The organism is Curtobacterium sp. LFS084, from assembly GCF_047977705.1.
Lineage (GTDB): Bacteria > Actinomycetota > Actinomycetes > Actinomycetales > Microbacteriaceae > Curtobacterium.
Genome location: NZ_JBFPFM010000005.1, coordinates 81,099 through 98,061 on the forward strand (window position 1 = coordinate 81,099; position 16,963 = coordinate 98,061).

Annotated in this window: 15 protein-coding genes; 8 read left to right on the top strand and 7 right to left on the bottom strand. The window is 71.1% G+C overall.

Annotated features, from left to right (window positions below):
- Nucleotides 1-65 precede the first annotated feature (65 nt).
- The gene (locus tag ACNQOV_RS05190; protein WP_416393650.1) at nt 66-971 is read right to left on the bottom strand and encodes an ABC transporter permease; all 906 of its coding nucleotides are present in this window, start codon (nt 969-971) and stop codon (nt 66-68) included.
- Complete coding sequence (locus ACNQOV_RS05195) at nt 971-2,101, bottom strand: ABC transporter permease (protein ID WP_416393651.1); 1,131 nt, start codon at nt 2,099-2,101, stop codon at nt 971-973. Before ACNQOV_RS05195 ends, ACNQOV_RS05190 begins: the two co-directional genes overlap by 1 nt.
- 254 nt (nt 2,102-2,355) lie before the next feature.
- Between ACNQOV_RS05195 and ACNQOV_RS05200 the strand changes: the two genes are divergently transcribed.
- From ACNQOV_RS05200 to ACNQOV_RS05210, 3 genes are all read left to right on the top strand, one after another.
- Nucleotides 2,356-3,084, top strand: coding sequence for a GntR family transcriptional regulator (locus ACNQOV_RS05200; RefSeq protein ID WP_416393652.1), 729 nt, complete (start codon nt 2,356-2,358; stop codon nt 3,082-3,084).
- Between the two features lie 76 nt (nt 3,085-3,160).
- Nucleotides 3,161-3,598, top strand: coding sequence for a VOC family protein (locus ACNQOV_RS05205; RefSeq protein WP_416393653.1), 438 nt, complete (start codon nt 3,161-3,163; stop codon nt 3,596-3,598).
- 230 nt (nt 3,599-3,828) lie between these two features.
- A complete protein-coding gene (locus ACNQOV_RS05210) occupies nt 3,829-4,704 on the top strand; it encodes a DUF808 domain-containing protein (RefSeq protein WP_416393654.1) in 876 nt (291 codons plus the stop codon).
- A 76-nt stretch (nt 4,705-4,780) separates the two neighbouring features.
- Here ACNQOV_RS05210 and ACNQOV_RS05215 read toward each other — a convergent pair whose 3' ends face one another.
- The 3 genes from ACNQOV_RS05215 to ACNQOV_RS05225 form a co-directional block, all read right to left on the bottom strand.
- Complete coding sequence (locus ACNQOV_RS05215; protein ID WP_402264891.1) at nt 4,781-5,620, bottom strand: glycoside hydrolase family 16 protein; 840 nt, start codon at nt 5,618-5,620, stop codon at nt 4,781-4,783.
- A gap of 266 nt (nt 5,621-5,886) precedes the next feature.
- Nucleotides 5,887-7,848 carry a potassium transporter Kup gene (locus ACNQOV_RS05220; protein WP_022908089.1) on the bottom strand — a complete coding sequence of 654 codons (1,962 nt, stop codon included), beginning with the start codon at nt 7,846-7,848 and terminating at the stop codon, nt 5,887-5,889.
- 340 nt (nt 7,849-8,188) lie between these two features.
- Complete coding sequence (locus ACNQOV_RS05225) at nt 8,189-9,073, bottom strand: serine hydrolase domain-containing protein (protein WP_416393655.1); 885 nt, start codon at nt 9,071-9,073, stop codon at nt 8,189-8,191.
- A 158-nt stretch (nt 9,074-9,231) separates the two neighbouring features.
- Between ACNQOV_RS05225 and ACNQOV_RS05230 the strand changes: the two genes are divergently transcribed.
- The 5 genes from ACNQOV_RS05230 to ACNQOV_RS05250 all read left to right on the top strand — a co-directional run bounded on the left by ACNQOV_RS05230 (nt 9,232) and on the right by ACNQOV_RS05250 (nt 15,069).
- The gene (locus ACNQOV_RS05230) at nt 9,232-10,038 is read left to right on the top strand and encodes a glycosyltransferase family 2 protein (RefSeq protein ID WP_416393656.1); all 807 of its coding nucleotides are present in this window, start codon (nt 9,232-9,234) and stop codon (nt 10,036-10,038) included.
- A gap of 48 nt (nt 10,039-10,086) precedes the next feature.
- A complete protein-coding gene (locus tag ACNQOV_RS05235) occupies nt 10,087-11,913 on the top strand; it encodes a BCCT family transporter (protein ID WP_416393658.1) in 1,827 nt (608 codons plus the stop codon).
- Nucleotides 11,914-12,055: 142 nt separating this feature from the next.
- A complete protein-coding gene (locus tag ACNQOV_RS05240) occupies nt 12,056-12,781 on the top strand; it encodes a hypothetical protein (protein ID WP_416393660.1) in 726 nt (241 codons plus the stop codon).
- On the top strand, nt 12,781-13,887 hold the full coding sequence (locus ACNQOV_RS05245; RefSeq protein ID WP_416393661.1) for a zinc-binding dehydrogenase: 1,107 nt from the start codon (nt 12,781-12,783) through the stop codon (nt 13,885-13,887). The genes ACNQOV_RS05240 and ACNQOV_RS05245 overlap by 1 nt, the downstream gene beginning before the upstream one ends.
- 72 nt (nt 13,888-13,959) lie before the next feature.
- On the top strand, nt 13,960-15,069 hold the full coding sequence (locus tag ACNQOV_RS05250) for an AI-2E family transporter (RefSeq protein ID WP_416393662.1): 1,110 nt from the start codon (nt 13,960-13,962) through the stop codon (nt 15,067-15,069).
- Nucleotides 15,070-15,124: 55 nt separating this feature from the next.
- Here the strand turns inward: ACNQOV_RS05250 and ACNQOV_RS05255 are convergent, their stop codons facing one another.
- Nucleotides 15,125-15,952 (bottom strand): formate/nitrite transporter family protein, encoded by an 828-nt coding sequence (locus ACNQOV_RS05255; RefSeq protein ID WP_416393663.1) that lies wholly within the window; start codon nt 15,950-15,952, stop codon nt 15,125-15,127.
- Between the two features lie 129 nt (nt 15,953-16,081).
- A complete protein-coding gene (locus tag ACNQOV_RS05260; protein ID WP_031263055.1) occupies nt 16,082-16,918 on the bottom strand; it encodes an alpha/beta fold hydrolase in 837 nt (278 codons plus the stop codon).
- Nucleotides 16,919-16,963 lie beyond the last annotated feature (45 nt).

The window sequence follows — 16,963 nt, forward strand, 5'->3', positions numbered from 1 at the left end:
GGGGATGGGACGGGAGGGACGGGGTGGGTGGAGAGGAGGGGGGCGCGTGGGGCGGGTGGTCGCCGTCAGACCCGCGACCGGCCGACGAAGGCCGCGACCAGGACCGAGGCGGACCAGACGGAGAGGCCGAGGGCGGCTGCCGGGAAGAGCACCGGCCACCACCGCCCCACCGCGGCGTCCGGGGCACCGGCGGCGAGCATGGTGCCCCACTCCGCGGTCGGTGTCGGGATGCCGACGCCGAGGAAGCCGAGGGCGGCGCAGAAGATGATCGCCATCCCGAAGATCGTCGAGGTGTTCTCGATCGTCGTCCGGGCGGAGTTCGGCAGCACGTGGCGCAGGAGCAGGCGCAGTTCGGACTCGCCGGACATCCGGGCGGCGTCGACGTAGCCGTCCGACCGCATGCGGAGGACCTCGGTGCGCATCAGCCGCGCTTGGAACGGGATGAGGACGATCGCGAGGGCGAGCGTGATCACCACGGCGTTGCGTCCGAAGAACGACACGATCACGAGTCCGGCGATCATCACGGGGATCGACTGCACGAGGTCGACGGCGCGGCCCAGCAGTCGCGCCACGAACCCGAGCACGGTGCGGTCGCCCTGGTACATGCCCGAGACGAGCCCGATCACGATGGCGACGACGGTGGCGATGACCGTGATGCAGATCGCGATCACGATGTCGAGGCGGAACGCGGTCATCACCCGGGAGTAGACGTCGAGGCCGTTCGCGTCCGTGCCGAACCAGAACTCCCCCGACGGGGCCTCCGACTGTCCGCCGACCACCGACGTGGCCGGGTGGTTCACCAGGTACGGCCCGACGACCGCGAGCACGACGAGCACGGCGAAGGGGACGAGCCGCAGGACGAAGCCGGTGCGCCCGGCCGGTCGACCGACGCGACCGTCCTGCGCCCCGCGGGTGCTCCCCGCTCCGGTGGTCGCCGGCTCGGGCAGCGCGGTGGGGGTGTCGAGCGCCATCAGGCGTCCTTCCCAGCGACGCCGACGCGCCGCCTCGAGTCGAGGAGCATCGTGACGATGTCCGTGACGAGGTAGATGACGAGGCACATCGCCGCCGTGACGAGGAGGAACGACCGCAGCGCGAAGACGTCGGAGGCGTTCACCGCGTCCACGGCGTACTGCCCGAGTCCGCCGAGACCGAAGAGCGACTCGAGGACGACCGCGCCGCCGAGGAACAGGCCGAACAGCATGCCGAGCGTGGCGACCGCCGACGGGAGCGCCCGGCGGTAGATGCTCGCGAGGACCGTCCGTCGGGACGCTCCGGACGCCACGCGGAACCGGGTGGCGGGGTCGTCGATCGCCTGGTCCAGGTTGACGATGAGCATCTTGATGAGCAGCGGCGAGTGCGCGACGACCATCACGACGACGGGCAGCACCAGGTGCTGCGCGTACGACGCGAAGGCTGCCGGGTCCCCGGCGATGAGCGCGTCCACCATCGGGAAGTTCGTGACGGTGGGCGGCGCGATGAGCAGCGGGTCGAGGCGACCGCTCGGCGCCGGGGCCCAGTGCAGCTCGGCGTAGAAGACGAAGAGGAACGCGATGCCGATGACGTACTCGGGGAGCGCGCCCGCCGACCGGGCGTAGGCGGTGAGCAGCTTCGCGAAGCGGTTGCGGCGGTGCGTGACGATGAAGTGCGCGGTCACGAGCGACACCGCCGAGGCGAGGAGCAGACCCCAGAACACGAGCTCGAGCGTCGCCGGGACCCGGGTCGCGAGGTCCTGCGCGACCGGTCGGCCGGTGGCGATCGACGTGCCGAAGTCGAGGTGGGCGAGCTGCGTCAGGTAGGTGCCGAGCTGCTGGATCCACGAGCCGGTCAGCCCGTAGGACTCCCGCGCCTGCTCGAGCTCGGCGCCGGACAGGCGTCCGCCGGTGGCCGACACCACCGGGTCACCGGGGATGAGCTGCACGAGGAAGAACGAGACGAGGACGAACACCAGGACGTTGGCGACGGTCAGTCCGGCCGGGCGCAGGAACCAGAGGCGCTCCCGGACGCTTCGTCGCCTCGTCGTCAACGAGGTGTCGAGGGCGGCGAGACGCTCGGCCTCCGCACGGGTCGCATCGTCGACGATGTCGGGCTCTCTCACGGTCATGTGCCGGCCTTCCGTCGCATCGGGTGGTGGTCAGCAATGCTCGCGATCGTTCGTTTCCGACGACCGCTCCGGGTGTAACTGGATCATTAAGCGACCAGAGCCGAGAGGAAAGCCCAGTTGAGAGGCCGATCACCTGTCCGTTCACGCCGTTCGCGCGGTTCGGAGGTACCCGTTGCCCTGCGCGACGAGCGTCGTATACTCACTGCACCCGAGCCGCATCGTGGCGGTAAGATCCTGCGACGATCGGAGTCACGATGAGCGACGCGCTGTCCGACCACCCGCGCGCGAAGGGCGGGTCCTCACGCGGCCGACAGATCTCGGCGAGACGGGTCCGCGACCTCATCACCGCGTCGATCCGCGAGGGGCACATCGCACCCGACGCTCCCCTCGCCGAAGAGGACCTCGTCACCCTGTTCGACACCAGTCGCGGGTCCGTCCGCGCCGCGCTCGCGCAGCTCCGGGACACCGGGTTCCTGGAGCGTCGGCCACGAGTCGGGACGAAGGTCACGCACCGCGGGGTGGTCGTTCCGCTCACCGACATCGACGCCGACAGCGAGCACGTCTACGTCGAACGCTTCGAGGACCGGATCGTGCCGAGCTTCCCGCTCGTGCGCGAACGGCTCCGCATCGACGAGGACCACGTCCGGATGATCGAGAACCTGCTCGTCACCGACGACGACGTGATCGGGCTCCGCGCCGCCTACTTCTCCGTGCGCTACACGCACTCCCCCGAGAGTCTGTCCGGGCCGATCAACATGACGACGGTGCTCCGCGACTTCTTCGACGCGTCGCGCGGCGAGGTGCTCGTCACCATCGGCAGCGAGGCCGCCGACGCGCACACGGCGAAGATGCTCGGCACCGAGGTGGGAGCGCCCCTCATCGTGCGCGAGGTCACCTACCACGACCTCGACGGCGTACCGGTCCAGACCGTCTTCGACCGCTACCGCGGCGACCGGGTGCGGCTCGAGGGTTCCACCCTCTGACCCAGGAGGCGCGGCGCACCTCCCGACGGCGGTGGCCGCCCGGCGCGTGGTGGCGCCCGGGACGTACAGTGGCGCCATGACGGCGACGGTGCGGCAGGTGCAGGTGACGTTCGACTGCGCAGATCCCGAGCGCGTGGCGCGCTTCTGGTGCGAGGTCCTCGGGTACGTGGTGCCGCCACCGCCGACCGGCTTCGACTCGTGGGACGCCTTCGACAGCGCACTGCCCCCGGAGCACCGCGGCTCGGCGTTCGCGTGCGTGGACCCGACCGGCGTCGGCCCGCGACTGTTCTTCCAGCGCGTGCCGGAGGGCAAGACGGTGAAGAACCGCGTGCACCTCGACGTCCGGGTCGGCACCGGCCTCGTCGGCGCCGACCGGCTCGCCGCCCTCGACGCTGAGAGCGACCGACTCGTCGCGCTCGGCGCCACGCAGTTCCGTCGCATGCTCGCCGACGAGGTCAACGAGTCGTGCATCGTCATGCAGGACGTCGAGGGCAACGAGTTCTGTCTCGACTGAGGTCGCCTCGGCCCCGCAACCGCGTCGGCTCCGCAACCGGGTCGGCTCCGCAACCGGGTCGGCGAGGCCCGCACCGCGTCTCCTGGCCCCGTCCACGACCGCCGCGGTCCGCGCACGGGAATCAGTCGATCGCGGGGGTCGACCACCTCGGGCGGTTCTCGGGGTACTCCGGGGAGTCGCCCTCGCAGACCCTGCGCCGACGGGACGCGCCGAGGCCCTAGTCTGAGCGCATGTCAGTCGGTCTGCTCGCCATCGTCGACGACGTGCTCTCCGCGGCCCTCAAGGCCAGCGCCAAGACCGCTGGTGTCGTGATCGACGACGCCGCCGTGACGCCGCAGTACGTGCAGGGGCTGTCCCCCGCCCGCGAACTGCCGGTCGTGGGACGGATCGCACTCGGCAGCCTCTTCAACAAGTTCGTCATCATCATCCCGCTGGCCCTGCTGCTCACGGCGTTCGCCCCGGGGGTGCTCCCGTGGCTGCTGCTGCTCGGTGGCACCTACCTGTGCTTCGAGGGGGCCGAGAAGGTCACCGAGTGGTTCGGCGCCCACCACGAAGCCGGGTCGGACGAGACCGTCGCGGAACCCAAGCTCGTCTTCGGGGCGATCCGCACGGACCTCATCCTCAGCACCGAGATCATGCTCATCGCCCTCGCCGGGCTCGACCCGGACCTCGGGCTCTGGCCGACGCTCGGCGCGCTCATCGTCATCGGGCTCGTCATGACCGGGGCCGTCTACGGCGCGGTGGCCCTGCTCGTGAAGATCGACGACATCGGTCTGCAGATGATGAAGCACTCGGTCCGCCGGACCCGCCGGGCCGGCGCGCGGATCGTGCGGGCGATGCCGACGGTGTTCCGCGTGATCGGCGTGGTCGGCACGGTCGCGATGCTCTGGGTGGGCGGGCACCTCGTGATCGCGAACCTCGCGGAGACGTCCTGGCACGCGCCGTACGACCTGCTGCACACGATCGAGCACGGCATCGAGGCGGCCGGGCCGGTCGTCACGTGGATCGTGGACACCGCGGCGTCGGCGGTGGTCGGACTCCTGCTCGGCCTGGTCGTCGTCGCCGTCGTCCTCGGCATCGGCCGGCTGCGGGGCCGCGCGCACTGAGCGCCGGCTGCGGGGCCGCGCGCACCGAGCGCCGGCTGCGGGGCCGCGCGCACCGAGCACGCGGTCCCCGACCGGCTCAGTTCCAGATGGCGACCCAGTCGATGCTGACGTGCCCGACCGCGCTGGCCGGGATCTTCCCGCCGTTCGTCGTCGTCTCCGCCTGCAGCGTCACGCGGAAGGCCGTCTTCGGCACCGCCTTCGTGGTCGAGGAGACGAGCTTGCCGTCCCAGTAGAACCGCACGATGCCCTTGTCCCACTCGGTCGTGGCCACGTGCCACCCCGTGCTGTCCGTCGGGGCGAAGGCCTCCTTGCCCGGCTCGAACCGCATGCCGAGGGGCGACCAGCTGCCGGGGACCGCCGACGCCGGGCGGGGCCGGGCACCGAGGTCGGCCTCCGGCCAGTCGATCTCGCCCTCGTTCCAGTCGTCGCTCGACGGCCAGAGGATCGTGGAGAACTTGTAGCCCTGCGTCTTCGTCGTCTTGTACCGGATGGACACCCGGCCGGTCGTGTGGGGCGCGTACCCGTCGGGCATGATCGCCGCGACGAGGGGCTGGCCCTTCTCGGTGTGGAGGGCGAAGTCGAGCACCCCGTCCTTGACGCTCAGGACCTTCGACGGTGCGTACTTCCCCTTGCCGGTGGTGTCCTTGAACCCGTCGTAGAGACCGATCTTCGGGTACTTCGACGCGAACTTCCCGACCGGGACGTAGCTGTCGAAGCCGGTGCGGAAGGTCTGCTTCCACGTCCGGCCGTTCGACACGACGTTCGTCTTCGGGATCGCCCGGCCGTCGGGCACGGTGGCGGTCGCCCTGGACGAGGCGGGGAGCGCTGCTGCGCCGGCCGGAGCTCCGGCGGCGAGGCTGGTGGCCGCGACGAGAGCGATCGAGAGCGCGGCGACGACGACTGACGGGGACCGCATGCGAACTGCCTCCTGTGTGGGACGGGCGTGTGGTGCGATGGCCGAGGTGCTTGTGCGTTGGAGTATCGGGCGTCAGCGTCCGGCGGTTAGCCGATTCCCGGTCTGGATGCCCCGGCACCCAGATTCGCTGTACCCGACGTACCCGTCTACCCCTGCTCGGATCCCCCGAGCAGGGGGCACGGGACCACGCCGGACACACGAACGGGAGGCGCGGGGCCAGCGGGCCCCGCGCCTCCCGTCCGTCGACCGGTCACGCGCGACGGTCGTCAGATCTCGACGTCGCTGCCCATCGTCACGGTGCGTTCCGCCGGCAGGCCGAAGCGGGCAGCCGGGTCGGCCGCGTTGTGCGCCAGCCCGACGAAGAGCTTCTTCCGCCAGCTCACCATCCCGCGGTTCCCCGGCATCGGTCGCAGGGCACCCCGCGAGATGAAGTACGACGCGTTCGCGATCTCGTCCGGATCGATCTCGAGCACCTCGGCCAGGCACGCGGCGTGCAGTGCCTTCGGCAGGTCCTGGTCGTCCGAGAACCCGAACTTGATCGTGATGTGGTCGATGCCGTCGTCCTCGTACCCGAGGTCGTCGCGGAAGAAGGCCTTGGCGTGCGGGACGTGGGGCACGTTCGCGGTGATGACGGACACGATGACCACGGTCCGGTGCACGACGTGGTTGTGCTCGACGTTCGCCCGGAGCGCGAGCGGGGTCGTCTCCTTGTTCGGGTGCGGGAAGATCGCGACGCCCCGCACGCGCGGGATGCCCTTCGTGTTGATCTTCTCGATGAAGTCGGCGAGGGACCCCTCGCGCTCCTTGCGCTCCTCCTGCACGAGCTGCCGACCGCGGCGCCAGGTGGTCATCAGCGTGATCACCGCGAGGGCGATGAGGAGCGGGACCCACCCGCCGTGCAGGATCTTCGACAGGTTGCCGGCGAGGAACGTCAGCTCGAGTCCGCCGAAGGCGATCGCGGCGACGACGAGCTTCCACGTCTTCCACTGCCAGAGCGGCTTCACCACGAGGAGCAGCAGGAGCGTGTCGACGACGAGCGCACCGGTGACGGACACCCCGTAGGCGGTGGCGAGGCTCGCCGAGGACCGGAACGCGAGCATCACGGCCAGCACCCCGATGAACAGCAGGAGGTTGACGGCCGGCAGGTAGATCTGCCCGCCCTCCTGCCGTGAGGTCTGGCGGATGGTCAGGGGCGGCAGGAGGCCGAGCTGCACGGCCTGGCGGCTCAGCGAGAACGCCCCGGAGATGACGGCCTGGCTGGCGATGACGGTCGCCATCGTCGCGAGGATCACGACGGGGATCTGCAGCGCGCTCGGGAACAGCAGGAAGAACGGGTCCTTCGCCGCCCCCGGCTGGTTCAGCACGAGCGACGCCTGGCCGAGGTAGTTCAGCACGAGCGCCGGGAACACGACGAAGAACCAGGCCCGCATGATCGGCTTCCGACCGAAGTGGCCCATGTCGGCGTAGAGGGCCTCGGCTCCGGTGATCACGAGCACGACCGCACCCATCGCGACGAACGTGATGTACGGGTGGGCGATGAGGAAGGCGATGGCCCAGGTGGGCGAGAGGCCCTGCAGGACACCCGGGTGCGCCAGGATGTGCGGGACGCCGGCAGCGGCGATGACGACGAACCAGAGCAGCATGACCGGGCCGAACAGGTTGCCGACCTTGCCGGTGCCGAACCGCTGCACCGCGAACAGCAGCACGAGGATGACCGCGGCGATCGGCACGATGAGGTGTTCCACCGAGGGGGCCGCCGTCTGCAGGCCCTCGACGGCGGAGAGCACGGACACGGCCGGGGTGATGACCGAGTCACCGTAGAAGAGCGAGACGCCGACGATCCCGATGACGAGGAAGATCGTCGCTCCCCCGCGCCGCTTGGCGTACAGCCGCCGGGCCAGCGCGGCGAGCGCCATGACCCCGCCCTCGCCGTTGTTGTCGGCGCGCATGAGCACGAGGACGTACTTGATCGACACGATGACCGTGATGCTCCAGAACATCATCGAGATCACCCCGTAGACGTCCTCCTGGTTCGCCTGCACGATGCCGCCGTCGATCGTGAACACGGTGCGCAACGCGTACAGCGGGCTCGTGCCGATGTCGCCGAAGACGACACCGAGCGCGGCCAGGGCGAGGGCGGCGATGCCCTTCGCTGGGCCGTGCGTTCCGGCGTCGTCGGTGGTCTCGGTCGTCGGGGTCTGAGAGCGGGTCTCGGTCACGCTCGTCACTTCCGTCTCCTCGCCGTCCGGCGACGGCGTCCTCACCGTCGGGGCGACGGCCGCGGATCATCATCGCACCAGCGCGGCCCGGGCGCTCGCAGCGCGCGCACATGCGCACGCCGGCGGGACCGGATGCGCAGACCGGACGACCCTGTGCGACCCGGAATGCGGACGGACCCGGGTCACCGCACGCGTCGAGCGACGCGGTCGTAGTGTCGGGGCGACACATCGGGAGGAACGATGAACTTCGACGGCTTCGACCCCGCGGGACTGATCGTCTTCTGCGTGGCGGTGGTGCTGGTGTTCGGCGGGCTGCTGTCCACGCGACGTCGGCGCTGACGCCCGGCCGTCAGGTGCCGGTCGGCCCCTGACGCTCCAGCTCGTCCGCGACCGCCCCGGCGAACGCGTCCGCGCCGAGGTGGTCGTCGGCCGTGACGGTCACCACCGTGTCCCCGTCGAAGAGCAGCATCTGCCCGTACGCGCCGTGCAGCCGCCAGAGCCGCCCGGGGCCGTCCCACCCCGCCATCGCGTACCGCTCGTAGCCCGGCCCCGTGCCGTCGCGCTCGACCCAGTCGGTGTGCATCGCGTCGCACCAGCGGGCACCCACGACCAGACGGCCGTCGTGTTCGCCGCGGTCGCGGACGAGCCGCCCGATCCGAGCGAGCTCACCGGTGCGCATCGCGAGCCCCTCGCCCCCGGCGACGTGGCCGTTCGCACAGCGGGCCCAAGAGACGTCGTGGATGCCGAGCGGGTCGAACAGGCGACGGGACACGAACGTGCCGACGTCGCCGACGTGCGTCTCGAGCACCCGCATCGCCGTGTAGGTGCTGGCGTTCGCGTACTGGAACACGCGACCGCGTGACGGTCGCCCGAGGAACTCCAGCGCGAGGTCCGGCCAGTCGTGCAGCTCGGTCGACGACCACGGCATGTCGACGCCGCTCGTCATGGTCAGCAGGTGGCGCAGGGTGACCGCGTCCGTCCCCGGGCCGTACCGGACGTCGGGGAGCGAGACCGACACGGGCGCGTCGACGTCGACCAGCCCGTCGTCGGCGGCGATCCCCGTGGCGAGGACCGCGATCCCCTTCGCGACCGAGTGCACCTCGCGCCGGACGTCGGGCGTCCAGTGGTGCTCGGCGGTGTCGTCGCCGACCAGGACGTGCAGACCGTGGGCGGCGAAGCCCGAGGCGTCGACGTGTCGGACGAGGGCGTCGAGCAGGCTGGTCGCGGTGCGCACCCGCCCATCCTCTCGCGGACGGTGCCGACGACCCACGGGAGGCGCGGTGCGGACCCGCACCGTCCCTCCAGTCCGTCCCGTCACGGCCGTCGCTCCGCACTCGCGTCGCGACCACGGAGCCCGGGAGCGGGCGGAGCACGCCCTGGTTGGCTGGTCCCATGCCCCCTCCGGACACCGTCTCCGTCGTCGTGCCGTGTCTCGACGACGCGGACGAGCTCCGCTCGTGCCTGGAGGCGCTGGCTCGGCAGACCCGGGCACCCGACGAGGTGATCGTCGTCGACAACGGCAGCGCCGACGACAGCGTGGCCGTCGCCACCCGGTCGGGCGCGCTCGTGCTGCACGAACCCGTCCGGGCGATCGCCGCCGCGGCTGCGCGGGGGTACGACCAGGCGACGGGGACCCTGGTCGCCCGGCTCGACGCGGACTCCCGCCCGGACCCCGACTGGCTCGAGCGAGCACTCCGGCACTTCGACGACGACCTGGTCGTCGCCGTCACGGGGCCGGGCGAGTTCCGCGGGCTCGGCCGGCTGGAGCGCGCGTTCTGGCGCATCGCGTACATGCGCGCGTACTTCGCCCTGATGGGCGCGGCGCTCTGGCAGCCGCCGCTCTTCGGTTCGAACATGGTCATGCGGCGGGTCGCGTGGCTCGCGGTGCGGTCGCGCGTGCACCGCACGGACCCCCGGGTGCACGACGACGTCGACCTGTCCGTCCAGTTCGATCCGGCCTGGCGGGTGGTGCTCGACCGGTCCCTCGTGATGAGCGTGTCCGGCGGACCGGTCCGCGACCTCAGGGGGTTGGTCGTCCGGACCGGCAAGGCGCTCCGGACCCTCGCGCTCGGCGGGTTCCGGATCGTGCCGGTCGTCCGGGCGGTCCGGCGATCGTCGGCGGGTCCCCGTGCGGTGCCGGTCCGGCGTCCCGAGGTCGGGCATCCGCACGCGGACGCGCTCCGCCCGGTGCGCGGATGATCTGGGACTGAGCGGTCGTACAGGCTCGTCCGCGGGCACGATGGGTGCATGGCAACGACCGACCCACCCACGACGACCCCACGACTCAAGACCTGGGTGTTCTGGCCTGCCGCCGTCATCGTGCTCGCCTTCGTCGCGTGGACGCTCATCGCCCCGTCGTCGGCCGAAGCGGCGTTCTCGGCCCTGCAGGACGGCATCGTCCGGAACTTCAGCTGGTACTACGTGCTCATCGCCGCGTTCTTCGTCGGTTTCTCGGTCTTCGTCGGCTTCAGCCGGTTCGGCGACATCAAGCTCGGCAAGGACCAGGACGAACCCGAGTTCTCGACCGGCTCCTGGTTCGCGCTGCTGTTCGCCGCCGGCATGGGCATCGGCCTCGTGTTCTACGGGGTGTCCGAACCGCTCAGCCACTTCGCGGACCCGCGCCCGGGCGTCACCGGCGACGAGGCGTCCCTCGCCCAGCAGGCCATGACCCAGACCTTCCTGCACTGGGGCCTGCACGCGTGGGCGATCTACGTCGTCCTGGGCCTCGCCCTCGCGTACGCGATCCACCGCCGTGGCCGCCCCGTGTCGATCCGGTGGGCCCTCGAACCGCTCCTCGGCGCACGGGTGAAGGGCGGATGGGGCAACCTCATCGACGTCATCGCTCTGGTCGGCACCCTGTTCGGCGTCGCGACGTCGCTCGGGCTCGGCGTGATCCAGATCGGTGCCGGACTCGAGAGCGCCGGGATCGCCGAGAGCAGCACCATCAGCCAGCTCGCCATCATCGCAGTGATCACCGCCCTGACGATCGTCTCCCTCGTCACGGGCGTGACGAAGGGGATGAAGATCCTGTCGAACTTCAACCTCCTGCTCGCGGCGGCGCTGCTGCTCTTCATCCTCATCGTGGGGCCGACGCAGTACCTCCTGCGCGACTTCGTCCAGTCGATCGGCGCGTACCTGCAGGACCTCGTCGGGCTCTCGTTCACGGTGAGCGCGCAGCAGGGCGCTGCCGGTGAGGCGTGGCAGGCGGCCTGGACCACGTTCTACTGGGGCTGGTGGATGTCCTGGGCGCCGTTCGTGGGCATCTTCATCGCCCGCATCTCGAAGGGCCGCACCGTGCGGCAGTTCGTCTTCGGTGTCCTGCTCGTCCCGACCGCGCTGACGATGCTGTGGTTCGCCGTGCTCGGTGGCGCGGCCATCCACCGGCAGATGAACGGCGGCGGTCTGATCGGGGCCGACGGGTCGGTCGACGTCGAGGGGTCGCTCTTCACCCTGCTCAGCGACCTGCCTGCAGGCACCGTCCTGACCTTCGGCGCGATCCTGCTCATCGGCGTCTTCTTCGTGACCTCGTCGGACTCGGGTTCGCTCGTGATGGCGATGATCGCGTCCGGCGGTGACATCGAGCCGAAGAACTGGCTCCGGGTCTTCTTCGCCGGCGTCTCGGCACTGCTCGCCGTCGCCCTGCTGCTGACCGGAGGGCTCAACGCCCTGAAGACGGCCGCGATCACCACGGCGCTGCCGTTCAGCATCGTCCTCCTGCTCACCTGCTGGTCCACGGTCATCGCCTTCACCCGCGAACGACGCGCGTACGACCGCGCCGAACGGGCGCTCCTGCTCGAACGCGTGGGCGAGTACTACGGCCTCGAGGTCGACGGCCCCGCCGACCGCGGCGTCCACACCGGGATCGGCCGACCGTGGCAGGCGCTGCGCCACCGGCTGCGACCCGCTCGCTCGTCGGATGAACGCGGGCGGTCCGATCGCCAGGCCCGTCCGGACGTCGCGCTCGAGCCGGACCCGCCGATCCACACCGAGGCGGTCTCCCCGGATCCGGCGCTCGATCCCCGACTCGACGTCGCGACCGCGCGCGAGGACGAGGACGCGACGGGCGGTCGCTGACGCGACCACAGGCGGACTGGAGGCGCGGTACCGGCTGGCACCGCGCCTCCCGTCCGTCTCCGCGGACGGCGCGGCATTCCGATCGCGCAACGGTCCGGCCGACGGGCGCCCGTGCCGCCCGGGGACCGGGCAGGCTGGAGGGATGCCGACCTTCCGCATCAGACAGGGATCCGACCGGCTCGATCTCGAAGCGGTGACCGAGATGGAAGCTCGCGCCCGTGCCGTCGTCTCCGGGCGGTTCCGCGACGACCCGTCCCTCACCGTGACCCCGTTCGACGGGGAGCACCCGCCGGCGGCACCCGACCCGGTCCGTGCCACCGACGCGGTCGGGCCGCGGCTCGACGCGGCGGTGCACCGACCACGTCCGGGCATCGCGGCGCTCCCGTCCACGCGTGCGACCGGCCGCACCCTCTCCGCTCCGACGCAGCTCTTGGCGCTGGTCGCACTCGTCGCGCTGCTGTTCGCGGTCGTCGCCTCCGGAGTCGCCGCGATCACGTGGCACGCCAACCGGCCGGGTCCGCTCGGTGAATGCGCACGGATCGGCCTCTGCCGGGCCACCCCACTGTCGACGGTCGAACAGCGCACCGGCGTGCACTTCCCCGACGGGACGGTCCGCATCCGGTCCTCGGCGTCCCGGGACGGGTCGTACGCGGCAGCGCTCGTCCGTCTCCCCGTCGGGTCCGACGTCCCCGCACTGGCGGGCGCGTCCTCGGCGGACGTGACCGCGAGGGCCTCCGCAGCGCTCCACAGCGCGTCGGCGACGGACCTGCGAGGACGTGTGGCGGGGCACGTCGGCGAGTACACGGGCGAGGTCGACGGACGAACCGTGGTCTTCGTCCGCTACGACACCCGGCTCGGACCGGCCTGATGACGGACGCAACGCACACCCGGATGATGACGGCGGTGGTCACCACGGGGATCGGCGGCGTCGAACGGCTCGAGCATCGACGCGTTCCCGTGCCGGCCGTCGGACCGGGCGACGTCCTGGTCCGCGTGGCCGCCGCCGGTGTGAACAACACCGACATCAACACCCGGATCGGCTGGTACAGCTCCTCGGTCCGCGACGGCACCGGCAGCGCGGCACCGCTCGCGGACGGAGGGTCCGGTGGCTACGCCGGACCCTCGCCGTTCCCGCTGATCCAGGGCGCCGACTGCTGCGGCACCGTGGTCGAAGCGGGGTCGGCCGGATCCGAGCAGCTGCTCGGGCAACGGGTCCTCGTCCGGTCCTGCATGACCGGCCTGACGGACGGGGTGGTTCGATGGCTGGGTTCCGACCGCGACGGCGCCTTCGCCGAGTACGTGGCGGTGCCCGTCAGCGAGGTGTTCCCCGTGACATCCGGGTGGTCGGACGCCGAGCTCGCCACGATCCCGTGTTCCTCCGGCACCGCCGAGAACATGCTCGAACGGAGCGGCGTCGGCGCGGGGACACGGGTCCTGGTGACCGGAGCCTCCGGCGGTGTCGGCTCCGCCGCGGTCCAGCTGGCGCTCCGTCGGGGTGCGCGGGTCATCGCGGTCGCGAGCCCGGCGAAGCACGACCGGCTGCGTGCGCTCGGCGTCACCGAGGTGATCGACCGGAACGTCGACCTCGCCGAGGCGATGGACGGCGAGCGGGTCGACGTCGCGGTCGACAACGTCGCGGGCCCCGGGTTCGGCGACGTCCTCGGCCGGCTCGTCCCCGGCGGCACCTACGTCACCTCCGGTGCGATCGCCGGCCCCGTGGTCGAGCTCGATCTGCGGAGGCTGTACCTCGACGACCTCCGGCTGATCGGCACGACGACCTGGGACGACGGCGTGTTCCCACAGGTCGTCTCCGCCGTCGAGCACGACGAGATCCGGCCACTGCTCGCCGCGACGTTCCCACTGGACGACATCGTCGCCGCGCAGGAGGCGTTCCAGGACCCGGGGCGGTTCGGGAACATCGCACTCGTCCCGCGACGGCTGCCGAGCCGAGGGCGCACGGGCGACCGGCGCTGATCGGGTTGGACCGCGTCCAGCAGCCCCGGCGGATCATGGCACTGCCCACGACCCCCGAGCGAGAGACCGCGCATGACCACACCCTCCACCACCGACGGCCCGACGTCGTCCGGCCTCCGCGCCGGGGCGGTCTTCGCCGGTCGGCTCCTCGTCATCGCGGCCGCCATCGGACTCGCCGGGTACGTCGCGTTCACGCTCGCCAACGTCGTCGTCCCGCTGCTCATCGGGCTCGTCGTCGCGGCACTGCTGGTCCCCTTCAGTGCGCTCCTGCAACGGCACGGCGTCCCGAAGTGGCTCGCGATCACGGCCGCGTTGCTGACCCTCGTCGCCGGGATCGCGTTCCTGGTCTTCCTCGTCGTGTGGCGGGTCAACGAGCAACTGCCCGACCTCGAGCGGCGGAGCGTCGCGCTGATCGGTACGGTCCAGGACCTGCTGCGGCACCCGCCGTTCGGACTGCCGTCGGTCGACCTCGACACGATCTCGACCGACGCGAGGACGTTCATCGAGCAGCACAGCGCCGAACTGCAGCAGGGCATCGCGGTCGCCGGCGCCACCCTGTTGCACCTCGGTGAGGGCCTGTTCATCGTGACGTTCGTCACGATCTTCGCCCTCACCGGTGGCCGGCACATGTGGGACTGGATCGTGTCGCTGTTCCCGCGGCGAGCACAGCACCGTCTGCACGTGGCGAGCGAGGCCGGTTGGACGACGCTCACGCACTTCATCCGGGTGCAGGTCGTCATCGCCGCGACCGATGCGATCGGGATCGCCCTCGGCGCGTTCCTCCTGGGCGTGCCGCTCGCCGGACCGATCGGCGTCGTCGTGTTCGTCGGCGCGTTCATCCCGGTGGTCGGGGCGTTCGCGGCCGGAGCGGTGGCGGTCCTGCTCGCGCTGCTCTTCAAGGGCTGGGTCGTCGCCCTGGTGATGCTCGGCATCGTCGTCCTGGTGCAGCAGCTCGAAGGGCAGGTCCTGCACCCGTTCCTGACCGGCTCGGTCGTCGCGGTCCACCCGCTCGCGGTGCTCGTCGCCGTGATCGCCGGCACCACGGTCGGCGGGATCGCCGGCGGGTTCTTCGCGGTCCCGCTCGCCGCGACGGCCAACTCCATGATCCGAGCCGCGCGCGAGGGCGACCCGGACGTCGAGATCGCCCTGCCGATCCCACGGGCCGCCGAACCGTCGTCCTGACGGCTCGGCGTGCGGCCGAACCGTCGTCCTGACGGCTCGGCGTGCGATCCCGCTGTCAGCTCGCGGTGCCGGTGCCGGTGCCGTCGTGACGTCGACGCTGCAGGAGGTCCGCCGTGCGCACGAGCCGCAGCGCGGTCACCAGGACCACGCCGCCGATCACGTTGAACAGGAGCGTGTACCCGAACCACGCGAGCCACTGACCGTACGTGATGGACGACCCGGCCTGGATCGCCCCGAACACGAGCAGCGAGTCGAGGATCGAGTGGAAGAGCTGCAGCCCCGAGAGCAGGAAGCCACCGACGACGGCGGCGACGATCTTGGCCGGATCGGAGTCCGTCCCCTGCTGCATCCGTGTCACGAGGGTGATCGTGCTGCCGCCGATCACCGCGAGCACGGCGGTCTGCAGGCCGAACGGCGCGTCGACGTAGTGCCGGGCGGACTCCTCGAGCACCGTGTGCCACTGCGGGAACGCCTGGACGACGAGCCACATGAACAGCCACCCACCGGCGAGGTTGCTGAGCAGGGTGCCGACCCACAGCCGGACCAGCTGTCCGACCGTGCCCTCGCGAGCGATCAACGCCGTGATGGGCAGCAGGAAGTTCTCGGTGAAGAGCTCGCTGTGCGCGAGGTAGAGGGCGATGAGTCCGACGCTGAACGCGAGACCGGCGAGCAGGTGGCTGTCGGTCTCGTGCAGCACCGCGAGGTAGCCCATGACACCAAGCCCGATCTCGAGGCCGCCGGCGAAGCCCGTCGTGAGCACCACCCGTGTGGTGCGCTGGAGCCGCTCGGCACCCTCCTCGACGATCGCGGTGAACGACTCGTGGATCTCGTCCTCGACCGGGGCGTCGCTGTCGCCCAGTTCCCTGCGTCGCTCGTCGTTCACCTGCCCGAACGTAGTCGCCGGTGCGCCCCGTCGCCGCGTCTGGGACGGGAGGCGCGCTGCGGGTGAGCCGATCGGCTCACCCGCACCGCGCCTGGCGTCCCGTACGCTGCGTCCGCAGCGTCGGTGGGCTCAGCTCCGGAGGAACGCGAGGATGTCCGGGTTGACGACGTCGGCGTGGGTCGTCAGCATGCCGTGCGGGTACCCCTCGTAGATCTTGAGCGTCGCGTCGCTGAGGAGCTCCGCCTGCTTGAGCGAGGCGTCTTCGTACGGCACGACCTGGTCGTCGTCGCCCTGCAGGACGAGGACGGGAACGGTGATGGCGCGCAGGTCCTCGGTCTGGTCGGTCTCCGAGAAGGCCTTGATGCCCTCGAGGTGCGCGAGGGCGCTGCCCGTCATGCCCTGACGCCACCAGTTGGCGATCACCGGCTCGGACGGCGTGACGCCGTCGCGGTTGAAGCCGTAGAACGGACCGGAGGCGACGGCCTGGAAGAACTCGGCACGGTTGGCGGCGAGCGCCTCGCGGAACCCGTCGAAGACCGAGATGTCGGTGCCGTCGGGGTTTGCCTCGGTCTTGACCATGAGCGGCGGCACCGCCGCGACGAGGACGGCCTTGGCGACCCGGCCCTGCGGCTGGCCGTACCGGGCGACGTAGCGGGCGACCTGACCACCGCCGGTGGAGTGGCCGATGTGGATCGCGTCGTGCAGGTCGAGGTGTTCGACCACGGCGGAGACGTCGCTCGCGTAGTGGTCCATGTCGTGCCCGGTCCCGATCTGCGACGAGCGGCCATGGCCCCGACGGTCGCTGGCGATGACGCGGTAGCCCTCGGCCAGGAAGTACAGCATCTGCGCGTCCCAGTCGTCCGAGGACAGCGGCCAGCCGTGGTGGAACACGATCGGCTGCGCGTCGGGGTCCCCCCAGTCCTTGAAGTAGATCTCTGCACCGTCGTCGGTGGTCACGTATCCCATGGTCGTCTCCCTGTGTTCGATCGTGGTGGTGTGTGGGTGCTCGGT

Excerpts from the sequence above, each read along its gene's own strand:
- ACNQOV_RS05190 (WP_416393650.1), bottom strand. The coding sequence starts at position 971 with ATGGCGCTCGACACCCCCACCGCGCTGCCCGAGCCGGCGACCACCGGA.
- ACNQOV_RS05195 (WP_416393651.1), bottom strand. The coding sequence starts at position 2,101 with ATGACCGTGAGAGAGCCCGACATCGTCGACGATGCGACCCGTGCGGAG.
- ACNQOV_RS05200 (WP_416393652.1), top strand. The coding sequence starts at position 2,356 with ATGAGCGACGCGCTGTCCGACCACCCGCGCGCGAAGGGCGGGTCCTCA.
- ACNQOV_RS05205 (WP_416393653.1), top strand. The coding sequence starts at position 3,161 with ATGACGGCGACGGTGCGGCAGGTGCAGGTGACGTTCGACTGCGCAGAT.
- ACNQOV_RS05210 (WP_416393654.1), top strand. The coding sequence starts at position 3,829 with ATGTCAGTCGGTCTGCTCGCCATCGTCGACGACGTGCTCTCCGCGGCC.
- ACNQOV_RS05215 (WP_402264891.1), bottom strand. The coding sequence starts at position 5,620 with ATGCGGTCCCCGTCAGTCGTCGTCGCCGCGCTCTCGATCGCTCTCGTC.
- ACNQOV_RS05230 (WP_416393656.1), top strand. The coding sequence starts at position 9,232 with ATGCCCCCTCCGGACACCGTCTCCGTCGTCGTGCCGTGTCTCGACGAC.
- ACNQOV_RS05235 (WP_416393658.1), top strand. The coding sequence starts at position 10,087 with ATGGCAACGACCGACCCACCCACGACGACCCCACGACTCAAGACCTGG.
- ACNQOV_RS05240 (WP_416393660.1), top strand. The coding sequence starts at position 12,056 with ATGCCGACCTTCCGCATCAGACAGGGATCCGACCGGCTCGATCTCGAA.
- ACNQOV_RS05245 (WP_416393661.1), top strand. The coding sequence starts at position 12,781 with ATGACGGACGCAACGCACACCCGGATGATGACGGCGGTGGTCACCACG.
- ACNQOV_RS05250 (WP_416393662.1), top strand. The coding sequence starts at position 13,960 with ATGACCACACCCTCCACCACCGACGGCCCGACGTCGTCCGGCCTCCGC.
- ACNQOV_RS05260 (WP_031263055.1), bottom strand. The coding sequence starts at position 16,918 with ATGGGATACGTGACCACCGACGACGGTGCAGAGATCTACTTCAAGGAC.